We start from the raw sequence: 20,203 nt of genomic DNA on the forward strand, positions 1-20,203 counted from the left end.
GCGCTTTGCGGTAGTTGGTTTCAATTGAAACTAATATCTTGCTGCTGGGGATCACCGATGAATGCGCCAACCATGACCCAAGGGGCCACAGACCTCTTCGAAAACCCGGTGGGCCTCGACGGGTTTGAATTCGTCGAGTTCTGCGCGCCCGAAAAGGGCATGCTCGAACCGGTGTTCGCAGCGATGGGCTTCACCCGCGTGGCGCAGCACCGTTCGAAGGATGTGCACCTGTGGCGGCAGGGGGGCATCAATCTGATTGCCAATTACGAGCCGCGCTCGGCGGCGTGGTACTTCGCGCGCGAGCATGGCCCTTCGGCCTGCGGCATGGCGTTCCGGGTGCGTGATGCGGCCAAGGCCTATGATTACCTGATCGCCAAGGGCGCAGAGCCGGTCGCGGTGCAGACCGGCGTGATGGAACTGCGCATTCCCGCGATCCGCGGCATCGGCGGGGCCATCCTCTATCTGGTCGACCGTTACGAGGGTGCTCAGGGCGGAAACGGGCTTACCATCTACGACATCGATTTCGAATATCTGCCGGGCGTCGACAAGCACCCGGTTGGCGCGGGTTTCCACACGATCGATCACCTCACCCACAACGTCTATGGCGGGCGGATGAAGTATTGGGCGGACTACTACGAGACCCTGTTCAACTTCCGCGAGATCCGCTTCTTCGACATCAAGGGTGAATATACCGGCCTCACCTCCAAGGCGCTGACTGCGCCCGACGGCAAGATCCGCATCCCGCTCAACGAAGAGGGCGAGGGCGGCAAGGGCCAGATCGAGGAATTCCTGCGCGCCTTCAATGGTGAGGGCATCCAGCACATCGCGCTCATCTGTGACGATCTCATCGCCTGCTGGGACCGCCTGCAAAAGCTTGGCGTCCCCTTCATGACCGCGCCGCCTGCGACCTATTACGACATGCTGGCCGAACGCCTCCCCGGCCACGGCGAGGATGTCGGCGCATTGAAGATGCGCGGCATCCTGCTCGACGGCACCACGGAAGGCGGCCGCCCCCGCCTGCTGCTGCAAATCTTCGCCCAGGCGCAGGTCGGGCCTGTGTTCTTCGAATTCATCCAGCGCAAGGGCGACGAAGGCTTCGGCGAGGGCAACTTCAAGGCCCTGTTCGAAAGCATGGAGCGCGACCAGATCATCCGCGGCGTGCTGAATGTCGAGGAACCGGCGGAGTAACTTGCTTCGTCATTGCGAGCGTAGCGAAGCAATCCAGAGAGGCTCTGCGCAAACGCTGGATTGCCGCGTCGCCTTCAGCTCCTCGCAATGATATTGGAGAGGAATGAGAGCATGACTACCCACCCCGTATCCCTCGCCGGCATCCACCACGCCGCGTACCGCTGCAAGGACGCGAAAGAGACGGTGGAATGGTACGCCCGCGTTCTCGGCATGACCTACACCACCGCCTTTGCCGAGGATCATGTGCCTTCGACCGGCGAATATGATCCCTACATGCACATCTTCCTCGATGCAGGGAACGGCAACATCCTCGCCTTCTTCGAGCTGCCGAACCAGCCCGAGATGGGCAAGGACCCGAACACCCCCGCTTGGGTGCAGCACCTTGCGCTGAAGGTGCCTTCGGAAGAGGCGCTGCTGGCGGCGAAGGCACATATCGAGGCGCAAGGCATCGATGTGCTCGGGCCGACGCATCACGGCATCTTCAAGTCGATCTACTTCTTCGATCCCAACGGCCACCGCGTGGAACTCGCCGCCGATATCGGCACGGCGGAGCAATATGCCGAGCTCGCCCGCGTCGCCCCGGTGATGCTGGAGGAATGGTCGCAGACCAAGAAAGCCCCGCGCCACGCCGACTGGCTGCACGAGATCGCTCGCGCGCAGCACGCCGCTCAGAAGCCGTAACGCAGCCCAATCCAGCCCGTTCGCGGAATACCGAGATCGATCGATCCACCCGCGTTGCGGGTGATGATCGCGGTGTCGGTGAGGTTCTCCCCGCGCAGTACCAGCGCAAATCCGCTACGCCCCAGCGGAACCGCGACAAAGGCATCGAGTGTCGTTGCGGGTGCAAGCACATCGGTTTCGAGATCATCTTCGAACTGCGCAGCGACATGGCGCAGAGTCGCTGCGATCTGCCACCCCGCGGCGGGTTGCCATGCGAGCGTGGCCGAACCCGACCAGCGCGGCACGTGCGGCGGGCGGTTGCCATCCAGTTCGAGCGATGCGCCCGACCCCTCGATCTCGGCATCGCTATAGGCGAGCGAGGCATTGAGGCTGAGCCTGCCCACTTGCGCTCCCAGCCCCGCCTCGATCCCGCGCGCGGCAATCGCGGGCAAGTTCTCCCGGCGGCGCAGATTGGGGCGCTGCGTGACATTGGCAATCGCGTCCTTGACGCGGTTGTCAAAGGCCGTGAGCGAAATCTGTAGCCCCGCGTCAGTCTGCCAGTCGAGCCCGGCTTCAAACCCTTCGAGCCGTTCGCTTGCAAGCGCGGCATTGGCCTCGGTCACTACCGGGAAGACCACGAAGGGGCGGGTCAACTCGTTCAAGGTCGGCAGGCGGATGCCGGTATAGGCGGCCCCGCGCAGGCGGAGGTGCTCGCTCGCCTGATAGGCCGCGCCGGCGCGCCATGTGGCAACCCAGTCGGAGCGGTCTGCCCCGACCACATTGCTGACTGTCGTGCCTGCCGGGTTGACCGCGCGGTAGAAGGTATCACTGATGACGATGTGATCGGCGCGCAGGCCGCCTGTCAGCGTCAGTGCACCGAGGCGCCAGTCATCCTCGATGAACAGGCCGAGATTGGCCGTCGCCCCGCCTGCGCGGCGGCGCTCGGTCAGGGCGCCGGTGACGGCATTATAGGCCTCTTCCTGCAATTCGCCCGAGGCGCGGCGATAATCGGCGCCGATGCGCAAGGTGTGAGCCTCGCCCACCGGCGGGCGCAATTCGATCTTGCCGCCAAGCCCGGTCGATGGGGTGCGGCGCTGATCGAGCGCGCGGGTAAAGCGGGTGGCGTTGATCACGATGTTCGAAAAATCGCGCGCCTGCACATAGGCCAGCGCATCGAAAGCCCAAGCCCCGCGCCCGATGATGCGGAGGCTGGCATCCTGCCCTTCGCTGGTGGAATCTGCCCCGCGGAACCGCAGCGTGCGCGCGTCACGGAACAGGTTCACGCGGGCCTGCACTTCAAGATCCCGCCCCAGCGGGGCAACCGCGCGCAGGCCGGTCTGCCAAGTGTCGAAGGCGGCATCGACGCTCGCCGGGGTTAATTGGCTGGCAGGCGTGGTGTTGAATCCCGCGCCGCGATCCCAGCGCCCGCTGGCGGTGACAAAGCCGCGCCCGATCTGCGCGGTCGCGAGCAGGCTTGCCTCGGTCTCGGCGCGATCATTGATCGCAGCGCTCGCCAGCAGCGGGCGCAAGCTGGCCGGAGCCGCGCTCTCCAGCTCGATGGTGCCCGCCAGCGCGCCTGCCCCGAACGGGCCGGAGCCGCCCCCGTGCGTCACCCGGATCTGGCCGAGGCTTTCGGGCGCAATCGCGCTCAAGGGGATATAGCCGAAGAACGGATCGGCCACTGGTACTCCGTCGAGCAGCACCAGCGCACGGCTGGTGGCATTGCCGCCGAGCGCCCGCAGCGTGACCCCTTGTGCGCTCGGATTGGACGAGCGGCTGTCCGACCGGCGGAATTGCTGGAACCCGGCGACATTGAGCAGCACATCCTCGATCCGGCCCGAAGCGCTGGCGACAATCCTGCCGCGCTCGAGCGTTGTCACCGCATAGATCGCGGCCGATGGCGTCTGCGCGAGCCCGCGCCCGGTGACGATAATCTCCTTGGCGGGCTGTGGTGTGGCGGTGTCAGGGGTTTCCTGCGCCTCTTGCGCTGCCAGCGGCGCGCACAAAAGCAGGACAGGGGCGCAGGCAGAATGGCGCAACAGCATTGCGGCGGAGTTCCTTGTCAGCGGGCGGGTGCCGGGGAGATGTGGGCTAGCCGTGCCGCCTCCCGATGCCAAGCCCGCTGGCACAGCGATGCCCCGCGCACATCATGGTTGCGCGAGTCTGCACCAGCCTGCACAAGGCGCGCCTTGCGAGAGGAGATCGTCATGCGCCGTGTGATTGCTGCTGCCGGAGCCGCCGCTCTGGCTCTGTCCGGCCTTGCCCCCGCCACCGCGCAGGAGATGCGCCCGGTTGAACAGCAGATCGGTGCAGGCGGCAGGCCGGTCGGGGCGAGCTGGTCGCGCAGTCCCGTCCATGCCCCGCATGGCATGGCAGCGACCGCGCACCCGCTGGCGACACAGATCGCGCTCGATATCCTCAAGGCCGGCGGCTCGGCCGTTGACGCGGCGATTGCCGCCAATGCTGCGCTCGGCCTGATGGAGCCGACCGGCAATGGCATCGGCGGCGATCTGTTTGCGATCATCCATGATCCCAAGACAGGCAAGCTCTATGGCCTCAACGGATCGGGCCGTTCGCCATCGGGGCAAACGCTCGAACAGCTCAAGGCCAAGCTCGGCGGCGCCAAGGTGCTTACGCAAGTCGGCCATCTCCCGGTCACCATCCCCGGCACAGTCGATGCGTGGTTCGCGATGCACCAGCGCTTTGGCAAGCTGGCGATGGGTGACATTCTCGCACCGACCATCCGCTATGCCCGCGAAGGGCACCCGGTTGCTCCGGTGGTGGCGATGTATCTCGATCGCGGCCTGCGTTCCTTCGAAGCGCGCGCCAAGCAAACGCCGTTCGATTTCGCCAACGCCCGGGCGACCTGGTTTGCCAGCGGCAAGGCCCCCGCGGCAGGCGAAATCTTCCGCAACCCCGATCTGGCCCGCACGCTGGAGGTCATCGCCAGGGACGGACGCGATGCCTTCTACAAGGGGCCGCTGGCGCAGGTCATGGTCGGCTATCTCCAGCGGCACGGTTCGGCCTTCACGCTGGCCGATTTCGCCGCTCATACGTCCGAATGGGTGGAGCCCGCCTGTGTGGCCTATCGCAAGGGCTATGAACTGTGCGAACTCCCGCCCAACAGCCAAGGCTTTGCCGCGCTGCAAATGGTCAACATCCTCAAGAATGTCGATCTCGCGCAGTGGGAGCGCGGCAGCCCCGAGGTGATCCACTACATCACCGAAGCCAAGCGGCTCGCCTTTGCCGATCTGGCGCGGTTTTATGCTGATCCGGCCTTTGCCAGCCTGCCGCAGGATTTGCTGAGCGAGGCATACGGGCGCCAGCGCTTCGCCCTGATCGATCCCGCGCGCGCCGCCCCGGAATTCGGCCCCGGTGCGGGCAAGCTCGAAGGGCCGGGCGACACCACCTATCTGACCGTTGCCGACAAGGACGGGATGATGGTCAGCCTCATCCAGTCGAATTATCGCGGGATGGGCAGCGGGCTGGTGCCCGACGGGCTGGGCTTCATGTTTCAGGATCGCGGTGAACTGTTCAGCCTCGATCCCGCGCATCCCAATGCCTATGCGCCCGGAAAGCGCCCGTTCCACACGATCATACCGGCTTTTGTGAACAAGGACGGCAAGCCCTACATGACGCTTGGCCTGATGGGCGGCGGAATGCAGCCGCAGGGCCATGTGCAGGTGCTGATCAACCTCGTCGATTATGGCATGAACCTGCAGGAAGCGGGTGATGCCGCGCGGCTCAACCACGAAGGCGGGCGCGAGCCGACCGAAGACCTCACCGGCCCGGCCATCGATCCGCTCGGCACGCTCTATCTCGAACCCGGCATTCCGGCAGCGACAGTCGCGAAGCTGCGCGCGATGGGCCACAAGGTCGAGGTGGTGAGCGACGGGATCATGTTCGGCGGCTATCAGGCGATCGCGCGCGATCCGGTCAGCGGGGTTTACACCGGCGCGACCGAAATGCGCAAAGATGGTCAGGCGAGCGGTTACTGACCGCCTAAACAAGCATCTTGGCGATAAAGGCGATCTGCGCGGCGGTGAACGCCTTGGCGAGCGGGCCTCTATCCATGTCGAAAGCGTGGATGCCGCCGGTCACTTCCTCGTAAGTGACCGGCACGCCCGCCGCCGCAAGGCGCTGCGCATAGGCGCGGTCTTCATCGAGGAAGAGATCGCAGGTGCCGACACCGATCCACGCGGGCGGCAGGCTTGACAGATCCGCGCGGCGCGCCGGGATTGCATAGGGCGCGGCATCGGAATCGGCGAGCCCGCGCAGATAGGCGCCCCAGGCAAAGCGGTTGTTGCGATTGCTCCACACGCTGTGGCGCGCTGCATCAAGTTCTCCGCGGGTGGCGGTGCTGGCATCAAGCATCGGATAGACGAGCAGTTGCGCCACCGGCTGGATGCCGCCTTCATCGTGGAGGCGCTGGACAAGACTGGCGGCCAATCCGCCGCCCGCACTATATCCGCCGACCATGATCTTGCCCCGGTCAATCCCGAGCTTGTCGGCGCGGGCCAGCACGGCATGCCACGCCGCATGGGCATCATCCAAGGCGGCAGGAAAGGGCGCTTGCGGCGCAAGGCCATAGGCCGGGCAGATCACCGGTACGCCCAGCGCCTTGGCGAAATGCGCGGCCTTGGGGAAAATGTCCTGCGGCTGACCGAACACGAAGCCGCCGCCGTGAAACAGCATCACCGCGCCCGCGCCGCGCTGTTCAGCCGGGGTGATGATGGTCATGCGCGCGCGCCCATCATGCACCTCTGCAAGCGTCACACCTGACGGATCGAAGCGCGGACGCAACAAGCCGCCGAACCAGCGCATCAGGCGGTAGGTGAAGCGGTTGATCACCAACTTGCCCAGCTTCGCATGCATTGCGGCAAGCTCGGGCGCGACAGGGCTTGGCCGGGCCGAGCTGATATGCGGATCGCCGAATGGCGCGGCTGCTGCGGTGTTCTCCATCGGCTCTCCCCTTGGCCTGCTGGTGTGGCAAGGCTAGGCGCGTAAAGCGCAGGCACGCAAGCCCGGAAGCGCGCGGGCGGCAATGCACACAGCGCTTGCCAGCCCCGGCTGGCTGGGCAAGGTTGACTGGGCAGCCGGGCCGACTTGGCTCTTCGCAACCAACAGGATTTTTCATGACGCAGGCTTACGCATCCGATCTCGCGCTGTTCATCAATGGCAGCTGGCGCATGGGCGAAGGACGCGATGCGCTGGCGGTGCTCAACCCCGCGACGGGCGCAGCGATCGCCGAATTGCCGGTGGCGAGCGCAGCCGATCTCGAAGAAGCCCTCGCCGCCGCGCAGGCGGGTTTTGCCGAGTGGCGCATGGTCGATGTCGACACCCGCGGCGCGATCCTGCGCAAGGCGGCAGAGCTGATCCGCGACCGCGCCGATCGCATCGCGACCTTGCTCACCACCGAACAGGGCAAGCCCGTCGGCGAAGCGCGCGGCGAAGTGGTCGGCGCGGCTGCGATGTTCGATTTCTACGCCGAGGAAGCCAAGCGCGCCTATGGCCGGGTGCTGGTGCGCCCGACAGGCCAGCGCGCGATGGTGATCAAGCAGCCGGTGGGCCCGGTGGCGGTGTTCACCCCGTGGAACTTCCCGGTCTATCTGCTCGCCAAGAAACTCGCCCCTGCCTTGGCGGCGGGATGCTCGGTGATTGCCAAGCCCGCCGAGGAATGCCCGGCCTCGACTGCGGCGCTGATGCGCTGCCTTGCCGATGCAGGCGTCCCCGCCAATGTCGCGCAGCTGGTTTACGGGGTGCCCGACATGATCAGCCGCACGCTGATTGGCTCGCCCGTGATCCGCAAGGTCAGCTTCACCGGATCAACTGCGGTGGGCAAGCATCTGATGCGGCTCGCCGCGGATGGGGTGAAGCGCATCACGATGGAGCTCGGTGGCCACGCGCCGGTGCTGGTGTTCGATGATGTCGATCTGGACAAGACGCTCGACATGCTGGTGCCGCAGAAGTTCCGCAATGCCGGGCAGGTCTGCGTCTCGCCGACGCGGTTCTACGTGCATGAACGCATCTATGACGCCTTTCTCGAAGGCTTTGCCGCGCGCACGGCGCGGCTCAAGGTGGGCAATGGGCTCGAGCCCGGCGTGCAGATGGGACCGCTCGCCAATCCGCGTCGCCCGGAGGCGCTGACGGGCCTCATCACCGATGCGACCGCGCAGGGCGGGCGTGTGCTCGCGGGCGGGGAAGCCTATGGCGAAGGGTTCTTCTTCCAGCCCACGCTGCTGGCCGATGTGCCCGATACGGCTGCGATCATGAACACCGAACCTTTTGGCCCGGTTGCGGTGACGCGGCCCTTCGCGACCCTTGATGAAGCCATCGCCAACGCGAACCGCGTGCCGTTCGGACTGGCTGCCTTTGCCTTCACGGATTCGCTGCGCACTGCCAATCTGGTGGGCGATGCGCTGGAAGCCGGGATGGTGGGCATCAACAGCTTTGCGATCTCTTTTGCCGATGCGCCGTTTGGCGGCATCAAGGAGTCAGGCTTTGGCAGCGAGGGTGGCCCCGAAGGCCTCGAAAGCTATCTCGTCACCAAGGCCATCCATCAGGCCTAGCCGCGTCGGCTGCGGCGGGCTTCGCGGATGGCGGCGCGTTCGGCCGGCGTGACAACACCATCGCCATCGGCATCGGCGCGATCGAATCGTCGCAAGGCGGGCGCGGTGAATTCATCGCGGCTGATCAGCCCATCGCCATCGGCATCGCGCATCGCGAAGCCCAACTCGCCCCGGGCGCTGCGGGCTTCTTCGCGGGCCTTGGCAAACTTGGTCCAAGCCTCGCGGCGGGCGGCGGTGGCGGCTTCATTGGCTTCGGCCGCAGCCCCTTCCGCGCGGGTCGCGGCCCGCGCGGCTTGGCGCTTGGCGCGCCATGTTTTCACCGTTTCGCGGTGAGCGGCCATCTCGGCAGGATCGATCATCCCGTCCGCGTTGGTGTCGATCCGATCAAACCGCTGGTTCATCATCGCCAGCGTGTCGGAACGCGAGACTGACGCATTGGGATCAAGCCGGGCAGGCTTACCCTGCGGCGCTGCCATGGCAGCAGCGGCAAACATGAGGCCAGCGGCCCCGGCGACGACAACAGACGCTTTGCGCATGATCGGGCTCCTTCACAACACCCTTCGCGAGGCTCGGGTGAGCGCAAGATGCGCGTCCTTTCCTGAACCAGCGCTTATCGGGCTTGTCCGCTGCTGGGCTCGGCAACCATCGGCGCGGGGCGATCCAGCAGCAGCAGCGAAATCCGCCGGTTGCGCGGATCAGCCGGATTGTCAGCGATCAAAGGCTCGGTGTCAGCGACGCCCTCGATCCGGGCCATCCGGCCCTGTGCAATCCCGGAAAGCAGCAAGGCTTGTCGCATGGCTTCGGCGCGGCCCGCCGAAAGCGACCAGTTATTCGCCACCACGCCCTTGCGCCACGGCAGTGAATCGGTGTGGCCGCGCAGGATCAGCGGTGCCGGTTCATTGCGCAGGACTTCGCCGATGACCCCGATCAGCCCGCGGGCATCCCGGGTGAGGATGGTCGTGCCCAGTTCAAACATCGAGAAATCGGCATCATCCATCAGATCGATCCGGATCCCTTCGGGGGCACGCATCACCCGCACCTGTCGCGCGAGATGGCGCACCTCACGCTTGGCCGCGAGCTTTTCATCGATCTTCTCGCGCAAGGCGGCGATCTTCTCGCGCTCCTGCTTGCTGCTTGTGCCTTTTTCCTTGAGACCGCTGGTGGAAATCGTGCGCATCCCGGAGAGGTTACGGGTATTGGGAAAGGTGTCCGAATCTGTGATGGATGAACCTTTGAGCAGCCCATCCGAACCGGCGGTTTCCTGGCGCAGCTTTACCAGCGTGGGCGAAAAGTAATCAGCGATCCCCTTGCGCTGCTTTTCCTCGGTCGCGCCGAGCAACCACAACAGCAGGAAGAACGCCATCATCGCGGTCACGAAATCGGCATAGGCGACTTTCCACGCCCCGCCGTGATGCCCGCCTTCGACGATGGTGACCTTCTTGACGATGATCGGTGCCACCGGCTTGCCAGTGGCAGCCATGCGGTTTGCCGCAACAGGCTCGGCATCGGCCATCTTACCGACCCCGCATCATGTCGAGAAGTTCGGTCAGCTTCGGGCGATAGGCAGGCGGCAGCCCCGAGCGCGCGGCTTCGAGCACCAGCGGCTGCGGGTAGCCATGCAGGCTCGCCACGATCACCTGCTTGATCGCGTGGAAGATCTTCTGGTCATGGGCATTGATCTGCTTCAGGCGGCCCGCCATCGGCGCGGCGAAGCCATAAGCCAGCAGCACGCCGAGAAACGTGCCGACCAGCGCGCCGCCGATCATCTTGCCCAGCACGGCTGGGGGCTGATCGATCGCACCCATGGTCTTGATGATGCCGAGCACCGCTGCCACGATCCCCAGAGCCGGGAACGAATCCGCCAGCGTCTGGATGGCGTGAGCAGGCTCGTCCATTTCGTGCATCTGCGTCTTGATCGCGTTGTCGATGACATCCTCGACCGCGTGGGTATCAAGCGTGCCCGACGACACCACCAGCAAGGTCAGGGGATCACAGATCAGATCGCATACCGCCTTGTTGGACTGGAGGCGGGGATATTCGCTGAAGAGCGCCGAATTGGCCGGGTCGGTGACATGGCTTTCGAGGGCAACCGGCCCTTCGGACCGCAGCAGCTTCATCAGCTTGCTGGTCAGCGCGATCGCATCAATATGATCTTCCTCGGTGTAGGAAGGGCCCTTGAATACCTTGCGCAGACCGCCGCCCAGCAGCTTGATCTCGTGCATGGTGTTGCCGATCAGCACGCCGCCAGCGGCGGCGCCGCCGATCATCATGAGTTCGAGCGGCATGGCGGCCAGCACCGGTCCCAGCGACCCTCCGGCCAGCACGAAGCCGCCAAACACCATCACCAGCAGGACGATTATACCGATAGCAGCAAACACGGTCGGAAGGTTCCTTGCAGCTCAGCAGAGGATCAGGAGAGGGCGCGAAACAGGCTGAGGCTGCTGATCCGCGCGAAGGCCGACTGGCTGGCTTCAAGCGCTGTCATCGCCTGCTGCAAGCGGATGATTGCTTCACTGATCTGCGTGTCACCGATCTCCGACCGGCGCTCGGCCAGATCAACCGCACGACCCTGCTGCTCGGCTTGGATCATGTCGACCCATACCGCGCGGGTGCCCAAGATGGTCTGCGCTCGGCCGACGGTGTCGAGCGCGCTGTCGAGCCCTGCAATGGCATCGCGCGCCGCGGCGGCCGGATCCCCGGTTCCGCTGGCGAGCGCTGAGGCCAGCGTTCCCAGCACCGCAAAGGCACTGCTGGGCACGCCGCCTTGCTCGAATTCAAAGACCCGCGAACCCGGCAGACCACGTTCAATCACGGTGCCCGGCGCAAGCGGAATGGCTGGCACGGTGGCGCTGCCCGCATAGATCACAGCACCACTGGCATCGCGGGTAAAGGCCGGGCCTGCCACATCGCCCGCAAACAGCGGTTCGCCGTCGGGGGTCGTCGCGTTGGCGCGAGCGAAGAGTTCCTGTTCGAGCTGTGCCAGCTCAGCGGCGATCGCGGCGCGCCCGGTCGGTCCGAGCGGGCTGTTGCCCGCCGCTACGGCCAGTTCACGAGCACGTTGCAGCAAGGCACTGACCCCTTGCAATTCGCGGTCGGCCAGCCCGAGTTCCTGCCCGAGCTGGGCGGCATTGGCACTTGCGGCTTCCGTCAGCCGCGCACGCCGATCAAGCACCCTCAGCGCCGCAGCGGCTGCCGGGTCCTGTGATCCGCGCTCGATGCGTGAACCCGTTGCAATCTGGGTCTGTGCGCGGTCGATCTGGCTGCGCAGGCCGTTCATTTGACTGATCGAACGCTCGAAAAAGCTGCCGAAAGATGTGCTCAAGCTGCCCATATCGTCATCTCCCTCAGCGCAGTGCCAGAATTGTATCGAACAGATTGGCCGCAACCTGGATCACCCGGCTGTTCGCTTCGAAGGCCTGCTGCAAGCGAACGAGATTGGCGGCTTCGGTGTCGAGATCGACACCAATCTCGCGCCGCAGCTCTCCTTCGGCGGTGGCGGCAACAATGCTTAAACCTTCGCGGCGCAGTTCAAGTCCGGCGACCCGGCTGGACAATTGCAGCAGCATTCCATTGGCTCCCGCCACCGGGCCCGTTTCTGCCGCGATCCCGCTGAGGAGAGCGGTCAGATTGGCGGTGTCCCGGCTGCCGGGGCTCGCCCCGCCAGGCGCGGTTGCCAGTCCTGCGCCCGAGACCATGACAACAGCGATGTTGCCCGCGCCGGTTCCTGCGAACATCGGCTGGCCGGGGCTGCCCGCAAGATCGCTACCGGCTGCCTGCGCTGTGTTGACCAGTGTGATCAGGTTGTTCGCCAGCGCATCAAGCTGATCTTGCACTTCGGCTTTGCCTTGCAGCGCAGCCGCGCGTCCGGCCATGGCACCGCTGGCGGGGACGAAGCCTGTCCCGCCGATGGTGAAGCCGATGGTTCCGTTCGCAGCCACATCAAGCGAAAGCGGCGCGCTCGTTCCGCCATCCACCAGCGGCACTTCCGGGGTGCCATTGGCTGTCACCAGCACGGTACCGTTCTCGTTGAAGCTTGCGGTAATGCCAAGCTGATCGGCAAGCTTGCGGAGCGCTGCATCGCGGCTGTCCAGCAAGGCAGCTTTGCTTGCCGAGCCATCACGCGCGGCGACCAGTTCGCGGTTTATGCGCGCGAGATCTTCGGTAAGCGTATTGACGGTCATGACATCGGCTTCGGCTTCACCGACGGTGAGGCCGCGGGCATTGGCCAGTGTTTCGTTGGCCGTGTTGAAGGTGCCTGCCAGACGCCGCGCGCTTTCTACCACGCTCGTGCGCAAGGGGATGTTGGTGGGATCGCTTTCGAGGCGGGTAAGCGCCGCTTCAAACGCAACCATGGCATCGAACAATTGGGTGCGCTCAAGCGCAGTTTCCGCGGCAGCAAGACCCCGCAGTTGCGCGGATGTGCTCGCCAGCGCCGAAGCACTGTCGCGGGCCTGGCGCTGCACCAACGCGCTCTGAACCCGCTCGATTCCGCTCAGTCGCACACCACCAAATGCATCCGAGGAATTGAACCCGATGTTTCCGGTCCCGACGACCTCGCTCTGCGTGAGGCTACGGCGCGAAAAATCGCCGTTCGTCGCGTTGGCAATGTTCTGCGAGGTCAGTTCAAGACCCGTGCGGGAGGCAAGCAGGCCACTGCGGCCGATCGAGAACATGGCGATGGGCATCACTTCGCTCCTGGCGTGCGGATGTGCTGTGCAAGCTGCGCCTCGATCGTGCGGGCAAAGCCGAAGGCTCCGGTCTCCGCTGCGATGTCAGCGAGGCGTTCGTCGCGCATCGCGGTGAACTGCTGCATACCCCCGCCGGTCAGCGGGGTTTCGTCCGCCGCGAAGGCCGCGCGCGCGCTTTCCAGCATGCGGCGCACCATGATCGCCTCGAACCCTTGCGCTGCCTTGCGAAGCTGCGCCTGTTCGGCCGAAAGTTCGGCTGCGGGCTGCGGCTTTGCCGTGCGGCGCGCCAGCGGAATCGGGGCTGCAGGCGGATCGAGCGGAGTCATCACAGCACCACCATCTCAGCCTGCAACGAACCTGCCTGCTTGAGGCTTTCGAGGATCACGATCAGATCCGTCGCCCCGACGCCCAACAGATTCAGCGCGTCGACTATTTCCGCAAGGTTGGCTGCGCCCGGCATCAAGGCAATCCGGCTGGCTTCCTGTTCGACACTGATCGTGCTGGATTCCTCTACCGCGGTTTCGCCGCGCGAGAAGGGCGCGGGCTGGACGACCATCGGTGCCTCTTCGATCCGCAGCACCAGCTTGCCGTGGCTGATCGCGGCCGGCGCAAGCCGCACCGCTTGATTGATCACGACGGTTCCGGTGCGACTATTGACAATCACCCGGGCCGCTTTGGGCGCAGGGGTGACGGCGAGCATCTCGATCTCGGCCAGCATGCCCGAGCGCACATCATTGCCCATTGGCAAAGTCAGCTCGATGCTGACCCCGTCGCCGATCCGCGCTGTGCCGGGAAAGCGGGTGTTGATCGCATCGCGGACCCGGCTCGCGGTCAGGAAATCGGCTTGATGGAGGTTGAACCTCAGGCTGCCTGCGCTGTCGAATCCTGTGGCGACTGCCCGCTCCACCGTGCCCCCATCGGCGATGCGCCCGACCGTGGGCACGTTGATGGCGACTTGCGAACCATCGCGCGCGCTTGCGCCGAGACCGCCGACCGCAACGTTGCCCTGCGCGATGGCGTAGATCTGTCCGTCGGCACCGATCAACGGGGTCATGATGAGCGAACCGCCCCGCAGACTGCGGGCCTGTCCGATCGCAGAGACTGTCACGTCAAGGCGTTGCCCCGGCTTGGCAAAGGCGGGCAATTCGGCCGTGATGACGACCGCAGCGGCATTGCGCAGGTTGGGGCTGACGCCGGGCGGCAATTGCAGGCCAAGCCGTTCGGACACGCCCCGCATGGCTTCGGTGACATATTGCAGATTGTCATCACCCGTGCCCTGCAGCCCGACAACCACGCCATAGCCGGTCAGCTGGTTGGCGCGCAGGCCTTCGAACTGGCCAAGGTCGCGGATGCGTTCGGCGGCTGCCGGGACGGGGGCAAGCGCCACGACAAGGGCGAGCAGCCAGGTAAGGAATTTCATGCCATGTGCTCCCTTCATCAAAATGGCGAAATCATGCCGAAAAACCGTGACAGCCAACCAGGACGGCTTGCCTCCTGGATCGCACCGCTGCCCGAATAGATCATCCGCGCATTGGCCACCTGATTGGAAAACAGGCGGTTGCTTGCATCCACATCAATCAGCCGGACTCGTCCGGCGAACTGCACCCATTCTTCCCCCTGACTGAGCGCCAGCTGCTTTTCCCCGACAACATCGGCTGTCCCGTTGGGGTAGACGGCGGCGATAGTGACAGCGATCGCACCATTCAGACGGCTTTGCTGCGCAGCATTGCCCTGACCTCTGAACGTCCCTTCGCTGGCAGCTTTAAGGGCTTCGGGGTTCAAAAAGCTGAGCGGACCGGACGCGGGCGGCGTGATGGAAAAGCTCCCGTCCCGTCGCGTTTGCCCGGTTGTGCTCTTTTGCGTGGTGGTGGCCTCGACCAGCACAATGGTGAGCATATCGCCTACCGCCCGCGCACGTGCGCCGACATGCAGGGCCGAATACCCGCGGCTGGCCTGAAAGATTGCCCCCGCATTGGCTGCCGATTGTGCTGGATCATCGGCCGCCGGCAGCGGCGGTGGGGGCGAAGTAAAGCCCGGGCGCGGCGCGGCGCCGAGCCCGTCCATGCAGCCCCCGAGCATGCCAGCAAGCACGCCGAGCATGACGATTGCACAAGCCCGCTTCATCCTGCGCTCCCTGCTCACAGCGTCTGGTTGGCGTTGCGAAGCATTTCGTCGACCGCGCTCACCATCTTGGAGTTGATTTCATAGGCGCGTTGGGCCTCGATCATCCCGACGAGTTCCTCGACGACGTTGACATTGGAAGCCTCCAGCATGCCTTGCCGGATGCGGCCGCGCCCGTCCTGACCGGCCGGGCCAACCTGCGCCGGGCCGCTGGCGGCCGTTTCGACCAGAAAGTTGTCGCCAATTGCGCGCAGCCCTGCCGGATTGACGAAGCTTGCCACCACCAGTTCGCCCAGCTGAACTGGCTCAGGTGAGGCCGCGGTCACCGCTGTGATGATCCCGTCCTGTCCAATGGTCACGGTGGTGGCATCGAGCGGAATCTGCACCGGCGGGGTAAGCGCAAAGCCCTGCGCCGTGATCAATTGGCCTTCAGGTGAAAGCGTCAGATTGCCCGCGCGGGTAAAGCCGATCTCGCCATTGGGTGGCAGTTCGACTTGGAAATAGCCCGGGCCATCCAGCGCGAGGTCGAACGGCTTGCCGGTAGAATCAAGATTGCCTTGTGTTTCGATGCGGCTGGTGCCTTGCACCTGCACGCCGGTGCCGAGGTTCAGGCCCACCGCATAGGCGCTTTGCGCCGACGACTGCTGGCCCGCGACACGTTTTTCCTGGTAGGTGAGCGTCGCGAAATCGACCCGGTCACGCTTGAAGCCGGTCGTGCCGATATTGGCAAGGTTGTTGGCAATCACGCGGATGCGCGCATCCTGCGCTTCGAGTCCGGTGCGCGCGACGTTGAGAGCGGAATTGGGCATTATGAGGACTCCCTGAAAAAATGAGCTTGGATCAGCGCAGCGCCATCAGGCGGCTGCCCGCCTCATCGAGTTCGCCTGCGGTGCGGATGATCTTGGCCCGTTGTTCGAAAGCACGCTGGGCATCGATCATCCCGACCAGAACCTCGGCGGTTTGCACGTTCGAGGCTTCGAGCGAGCCGGGTGTGACCCTGGCAGTGGGATCGGGCGGCAGCACACCGGTTCCGCCCTCGCCGTCAGGCACCTTGAGGAAGCTGTCGATGCCTTTGACCAGACGGCTGCCTTCGGCAGAGACGAGCTTGATTCGGTCAACCGTGTCGGCCGGCTGGTTGCCGGGTGCGGCCGGATCGCGGGCAAGCACTGCACCATCGCCTGCAATGCTCAGGACAAAGCCGGGCGGCACACTGATCGGCGTGCCACCTTCACCCAGGACAGGCAGTCCTTCGCCATTTTCCAGCAGTCCCGCCGCGCTGACCCTGAGATCGCCGCGCCGTGAATACACCTCGCCGCCATTGGGCGCCTGAAAGGCGATCAATGCCTTGCCTTCGACCGCGATATCAAGCGGCTGACCAGTGGCACTGACTGTCCCGCTGGCCATATCTGCGCCGCGCACATTGCCGCGCGCCATCGCCCGCGCTTCGACCCAGCTTCCGTCGGCTTCCCCGCGCAGACTGGCAGGAAGGACGGCGAAGACTTCTTGCCGGAAGCCGGGTGTCGTCGCGTTGGCGAGGTTGTTCGCGGTTGCCCGCTGACGATCCAGCGCCGCGTTCATGGCGGTGAGGGCGGTGTAGATCAGCCGGTCCATCGTTCAGGCCTTACTGGCGCAGATTCAGCACGGTTTGGGTGATCTGCGTCGCCGTATCGATGGCACGGGCATTGGCCTGGAAATTGCGCTGGGCGGCCAGCAGCGAGACCATTTCCCCCGCCAGATCAACATTCGAGCGTTCCAGCGTGCCCGATCGCAACTGACCGAAGCTGCCGCTGCCCGGATTGCCGAAAGCGGGCGCGCCCGAATCCCCGGAAGCCTGCCAGCGGGTCTCTCCGACCGGGCGCAGACCATTGGGCGCTGCGAAATTGGCAAGGGCAACGATGCCGATGGGGGTCGTGGTTCCGTCGTTGAAAGCCGCGGTAACAAGTCCGCGCGGGTTGATCGAAATGTTCGCCAGTTCGGCACCCGCGGCATTGGACATCGGAATGATGACATTTGCGGGCACAGCCGATGTGGGTGCCCCTGTGGCGTCAACCGGAAATGCCTGCAGGGCTCCGCCGAAGGAATCCTGCAAAGCACCGGTCACCGAGACTTCCATGCGGCCGTTGCGGGTAAAGCTGGTTTCGCCCGATACGGGGTCGGTCACCATGAAAAAGCCGCTGCCATTGATCGAAAGGTCAAGGCTGCGCCCGGTCTGTTCGATCGGACCAAGCGCAAAGTCCTGCGTGATACCGGCCAGCGTGGCGCCAATGCCCGGTGTGAGGCGCGGATCGGTGTTGTTGCCGGTGGCAACAAGATCAGCGAACTGCGCGCCTGAACGCTTGAACCCCGTGGTTTCGGCATTGGCAATGTTGTGAGCGATCACGCGCAGGCTGGTTTCGGCATTGCGCATGCCGCTGAGAGACGTGAAGAATGACATGGCGGGTATCCTCGGTTGAAAGATGTTGGGATCAGGTGGTGGGCGCTCCGGACGGCGGCACCGCCGCTTCCTGCGCGGCGATCAGCCGGTCGAGCTGACGCGAAATCTGCGACAGGGTCGAAGCCGTCTCGGTGCTGGCCGCAAGCGCGGAAAACTGCGCCATCTGCGCCAGCATCGCTTCGTTGTTCATCGGCGACGACGGATCCTGAAACTGTAGCTGGGTTGTCAGCAGCCGGAGAAAATCAGCCTGACCGAGGCCGCCCAGACCGCCTTTGCCGCTTGGCTGCGAAGGCGTATTGAGCCGGTCAAGCACCGGTTGGACAGGGTTGGGTGTGACTTGCATGATCAATTGCTCCTCAGGGTTTCGAGCATCAGTTGCTTGGCAGTTTGCAGCGCTTGCACCAGGTTCTGATACTGGCGGGCGCTTTCCATGATCTCGACCATCTCACCGGTTTCATCGACGGCCGCTTCCCACACATTGCCGTCGGCATCGGCGAGCGGGTGGCCGGGGTCATACCGCTTGGTCGGGGCATCCTCGGCACGGACCAATCCGTTCGCGCTCACGCTTGCCATCCCGCTGGCGCGGTCAAGTTCGGTGGCGAAAACGGCGCGGATCGGGCGATAGGCTTCGCCTTCACTGCGAGCGACTGATCCGGCGTTGGCAAGATTGCTGGTGGCCGCATTCATCCGCACCATCTGCGCCGACATGGCACGTTCGGTGAGGCTGAACAGGTTCATGCGGGGGCTGTCCGGCATCGGCCTATTCTCCCTTGATCGCGCGGGTGATGGTGTTGACCTTGCCCTGCACGAAGGACAGCGTGGCGCTGTAGGCTACGGCGTTTTCGGCAAAGGCGATCTGTTCGCGAGACAGCTCAACGGTGTTCCCGTCGAGCGATTGCATGGTCGGTTTGCGATAAACGAGGCCCGCGCTTTCGCTGCCGGCGATCCCCATCCTGTTGCCTTCGAGGCGCGCGGCAAGGGCCGCACCGAAATCGATGTCGCGCGCTTTGTATCCGGGCGTGGCGGCATTGGCGATGTTGGAGGCCAGCACGCCCATGCGCTGCGAGCGCACCTCAAGCGCGGCGCCATGGATGCCAAATATCTTTGCGTTCACGGCAGATAAGCTCCCTTGCGGACAGTGATCAGCGGTGAAACCGGCAGCGCCAGCTTCTGCGATCCCCTTCCAGCAGGAAACGTGCCAATCTCTCCGAGCCCTGCGTGATGCGCCTCAGCGACTAAGGCGGGGCGGCAGGGTTTTGCCGGATCGGGTTGCAGGGCAGGGCAAGGTTCTGCCGCCACATCAGGGGCGGGCTCCTGTACTGACGATTCTTTCCCTCAAATCGCGGTCGGGCGCTTAATCGTCCCGGCATGATGTCCGTTCTGTGGGAGGTGGCGCGGGCGGACATAAGGATTGGATGATGGGCACTGTGGGCTTCAGCCTGATCAACCCAGAAGCGGCAGTGCTTGTGCTGGGTGGCACGATCATTGCCAGCGGGCTGGCGCATGGCTGGGGCAATCTCTGGACGGCATTCAGAGAGTTGCGCGGCCTTGCGCGGGCGCCACTGGATGAAGCGACCAACCGTGCCGCCTTGGCCCGGCTTGTCTATGCGATCAACCGGCAGGGGCGGTTTGCAGCGCAGGCGCCGCTTCCGCCCGACCCTGCGCTCGCCGACGTGATTGCAGCGTATCTTCGCCTTGGCGATGTTACTGCGATGAAAAAGCAGTGGCGAACGCAGCGTATAGCTTCCGGTGCGGCGCACCGCGCTGCGGCCGCGACATGGCGGCGGGCGGGCGAGCTTGCGCCCGTGGCCGGGTTGGCCACCACGCTTTATGCGATCGCCGGTCTTGCGCCGAAAGGCGACGAAACGCTGGTCGCTACGACTGCCACAGCAGTGGCAACCGCGGTGGTCTCGACGCTTTACGGGTTGCTGCTTGCCCACCTGATTTGCTTGCCGCTGGCCGGTGCAATCGAGCGCAAGGGGCAGGCTGATCAGGCTGTGCGCACCAAGCTCATGCGCTGGTTCCAGAACCAATTGCCGCCCGCTTGCCCGAAAGATCCGCGCCAATCACCAACCCGGCTCGTGCACGCAGCATGACTAGTCAGCGTTCCCTGTGGTCTGGATACGGTTGGCACTTCATCCTTGCGGATCTGTCGCTGATCCTGTTTCTGCTTACCCTGCGAGGGTTTGCCAGCGTAGCGGATCAGTCGCCAGGCACTGAACGGCCGAGCGAGGCTGTCCCGGAGGTTACGATTGCCCCTTCGCAGGCGATTTTCCGGCCGGTCCCCGGCGGTCCCAACATCGCAGAGTGGCTTGCCAGCCAGTCCCAAGATGACCGTGCGACCCTGACAATCTTTGCACGCTACGTGCCCGGGGGTGAAACCGAGGCGTGGCAGCAGGCCAGCAGGCTCGCGCAGGAGGCCGAACAGCGCAAGGTGTCTACCCGCATGATCCTATCACAAGGAAGTGACGCCGATCTCTATGCCAGTCTGGCCTATGACAGTGTGGCGGCAGATCGGCCGTAATCGGGCCTTGGCATGATCA

22 protein-coding genes are annotated in these 20,203 nt (G+C 64.7%); 6 read left to right on the forward strand and 16 right to left on the reverse strand.

Annotated elements, in window-relative coordinates:
• The first annotated feature begins 72 nt into the window (after positions 1 to 72).
• Both hppD and SOQ14_RS09325 read left to right on the forward strand, forming a co-directional pair.
• Positions 73 to 1,188 carry a 4-hydroxyphenylpyruvate dioxygenase gene (hppD, locus tag SOQ14_RS09320; RefSeq protein ID WP_322897875.1) on the forward strand — a complete coding sequence of 372 codons (1,116 nt, stop codon included), beginning with the start codon at positions 73 to 75 and terminating at the stop codon, positions 1,186 to 1,188.
• Between the two features lie 111 nt (positions 1,189 to 1,299).
• Positions 1,300 to 1,869 (forward strand): VOC family protein, encoded by a 570-nt coding sequence (locus tag SOQ14_RS09325; RefSeq protein ID WP_322897799.1) that lies wholly within the window; start codon positions 1,300 to 1,302, stop codon positions 1,867 to 1,869.
• On the opposite strand, the gene SOQ14_RS09330 is transcribed toward SOQ14_RS09325, so the two are convergent.
• Positions 1,857 to 3,893: a TonB-dependent receptor gene (locus SOQ14_RS09330; protein ID WP_322897800.1), complete on the reverse strand. Its 2,037-nt coding sequence runs from the start codon at positions 3,891 to 3,893 to the stop codon at positions 1,857 to 1,859. The genes SOQ14_RS09325 and SOQ14_RS09330 overlap by 13 nt on opposite strands.
• A gap of 162 nt (positions 3,894 to 4,055) precedes the next feature.
• Here SOQ14_RS09330 and ggt point away from each other — a divergent pair, with 162 nt between their 5' ends.
• Entirely contained in the window at positions 4,056 to 5,846 is a 1,791-nt protein-coding gene (ggt, locus tag SOQ14_RS09335; protein WP_322897801.1) for a gamma-glutamyltransferase, read from the forward strand.
• A gap of 4 nt (positions 5,847 to 5,850) precedes the next feature.
• Here ggt and SOQ14_RS09340 read toward each other — a convergent pair whose 3' ends face one another.
• Positions 5,851 to 6,810 carry an alpha/beta hydrolase gene (locus SOQ14_RS09340; RefSeq protein ID WP_322897802.1) on the reverse strand — a complete coding sequence of 320 codons (960 nt, stop codon included), beginning with the start codon at positions 6,808 to 6,810 and terminating at the stop codon, positions 5,851 to 5,853.
• A gap of 173 nt (positions 6,811 to 6,983) precedes the next feature.
• On the opposite strand from SOQ14_RS09340, the gene SOQ14_RS09345 reads away from it, so the two are divergent.
• Entirely contained in the window at positions 6,984 to 8,417 is a 1,434-nt protein-coding gene (locus SOQ14_RS09345) for an NAD-dependent succinate-semialdehyde dehydrogenase (RefSeq protein ID WP_322897804.1), read from the forward strand.
• On the opposite strand, the gene SOQ14_RS09350 is transcribed toward SOQ14_RS09345, so the two are convergent.
• From SOQ14_RS09350 to flgB, 14 genes are all read right to left on the reverse strand, one after another.
• Complete coding sequence (locus SOQ14_RS09350) at positions 8,414 to 8,953, reverse strand: EF-hand domain-containing protein (RefSeq protein WP_322897805.1); 540 nt, start codon at positions 8,951 to 8,953, stop codon at positions 8,414 to 8,416. The genes SOQ14_RS09345 and SOQ14_RS09350 overlap by 4 nt on opposite strands.
• Before the next feature lie 74 nt (positions 8,954 to 9,027).
• Positions 9,028 to 9,930, reverse strand: coding sequence for a flagellar motor protein MotB (locus SOQ14_RS09355; protein ID WP_322897806.1), 903 nt, complete (start codon positions 9,928 to 9,930; stop codon positions 9,028 to 9,030).
• Between the two features lies 1 nt (position 9,931).
• Complete coding sequence (gene motA / locus SOQ14_RS09360; RefSeq protein WP_322897807.1) at positions 9,932 to 10,795, reverse strand: flagellar motor stator protein MotA; 864 nt, start codon at positions 10,793 to 10,795, stop codon at positions 9,932 to 9,934.
• A gap of 32 nt (positions 10,796 to 10,827) precedes the next feature.
• A complete protein-coding gene (locus tag SOQ14_RS09365; protein WP_322897808.1) occupies positions 10,828 to 11,748 on the reverse strand; it encodes a flagellin N-terminal helical domain-containing protein in 921 nt (306 codons plus the stop codon).
• A 13-nt stretch (positions 11,749 to 11,761) separates the two neighbouring features.
• On the reverse strand, positions 11,762 to 13,102 hold the full coding sequence (gene flgK, locus SOQ14_RS09370) for a flagellar hook-associated protein FlgK (RefSeq protein ID WP_322897809.1): 1,341 nt from the start codon (positions 13,100 to 13,102) through the stop codon (positions 11,762 to 11,764).
• A complete protein-coding gene (locus tag SOQ14_RS09375) occupies positions 13,102 to 13,431 on the reverse strand; it encodes a flagellar biosynthesis protein FlgJ (protein ID WP_322897810.1) in 330 nt (109 codons plus the stop codon). The genes flgK and SOQ14_RS09375 overlap by 1 nt, the downstream gene beginning before the upstream one ends.
• On the reverse strand, positions 13,431 to 14,525 hold the full coding sequence (locus tag SOQ14_RS09380) for a flagellar basal body P-ring protein FlgI (protein ID WP_322897812.1): 1,095 nt from the start codon (positions 14,523 to 14,525) through the stop codon (positions 13,431 to 13,433). Before SOQ14_RS09380 ends, SOQ14_RS09375 begins: the two co-directional genes overlap by 1 nt.
• 17 nt (positions 14,526 to 14,542) lie before the next feature.
• A complete protein-coding gene (locus tag SOQ14_RS09385; protein WP_322897813.1) occupies positions 14,543 to 15,229 on the reverse strand; it encodes a flagellar basal body L-ring protein FlgH in 687 nt (228 codons plus the stop codon).
• Positions 15,230 to 15,243: 14 nt separating this feature from the next.
• The gene (gene flgG / locus SOQ14_RS09390) at positions 15,244 to 16,035 is read right to left on the reverse strand and encodes a flagellar basal-body rod protein FlgG (RefSeq protein WP_322897814.1); all 792 of its coding nucleotides are present in this window, start codon (positions 16,033 to 16,035) and stop codon (positions 15,244 to 15,246) included.
• A 31-nt stretch (positions 16,036 to 16,066) separates the two neighbouring features.
• Entirely contained in the window at positions 16,067 to 16,837 is a 771-nt protein-coding gene (locus tag SOQ14_RS09395) for a flagellar basal-body rod protein FlgF (protein WP_322897816.1), read from the reverse strand.
• A gap of 10 nt (positions 16,838 to 16,847) precedes the next feature.
• Positions 16,848 to 17,660, reverse strand: a complete 813-nt coding sequence (locus tag SOQ14_RS09400) for a flagellar hook-basal body protein (RefSeq protein WP_322897817.1) — start codon at positions 17,658 to 17,660, stop codon at positions 16,848 to 16,850.
• A gap of 31 nt (positions 17,661 to 17,691) precedes the next feature.
• A complete protein-coding gene (locus tag SOQ14_RS09405; RefSeq protein WP_322897818.1) occupies positions 17,692 to 17,973 on the reverse strand; it encodes a flagellar hook assembly protein FlgD in 282 nt (93 codons plus the stop codon).
• 32 nt (positions 17,974 to 18,005) lie between these two features.
• Positions 18,006 to 18,416, reverse strand: coding sequence for a flagellar basal body rod protein FlgC (gene flgC, locus SOQ14_RS09410; RefSeq protein WP_322897819.1), 411 nt, complete (start codon positions 18,414 to 18,416; stop codon positions 18,006 to 18,008).
• 4 nt (positions 18,417 to 18,420) lie between these two features.
• Positions 18,421 to 18,774, reverse strand: coding sequence for a flagellar basal body rod protein FlgB (gene flgB, locus SOQ14_RS09415; protein ID WP_322897821.1), 354 nt, complete (start codon positions 18,772 to 18,774; stop codon positions 18,421 to 18,423).
• A gap of 304 nt (positions 18,775 to 19,078) precedes the next feature.
• Here flgB and SOQ14_RS09420 point away from each other — a divergent pair, with 304 nt between their 5' ends.
• On the forward strand, positions 19,079 to 19,756 hold the full coding sequence (locus SOQ14_RS09420; protein WP_322897822.1) for a MotA/TolQ/ExbB proton channel family protein: 678 nt from the start codon (positions 19,079 to 19,081) through the stop codon (positions 19,754 to 19,756).
• Positions 19,753 to 20,184: a hypothetical protein gene (locus SOQ14_RS09425; RefSeq protein ID WP_322897823.1), complete on the forward strand. Its 432-nt coding sequence runs from the start codon at positions 19,753 to 19,755 to the stop codon at positions 20,182 to 20,184. The genes SOQ14_RS09420 and SOQ14_RS09425 overlap by 4 nt, the downstream gene beginning before the upstream one ends.
• Positions 20,185 to 20,203 lie beyond the last annotated feature (19 nt).

Source organism: Erythrobacter epiphyticus (genome assembly GCF_034653295.1).
In the GTDB taxonomy this organism is placed as follows: Bacteria; Pseudomonadota; Alphaproteobacteria; order Sphingomonadales; family Sphingomonadaceae; genus Erythrobacter.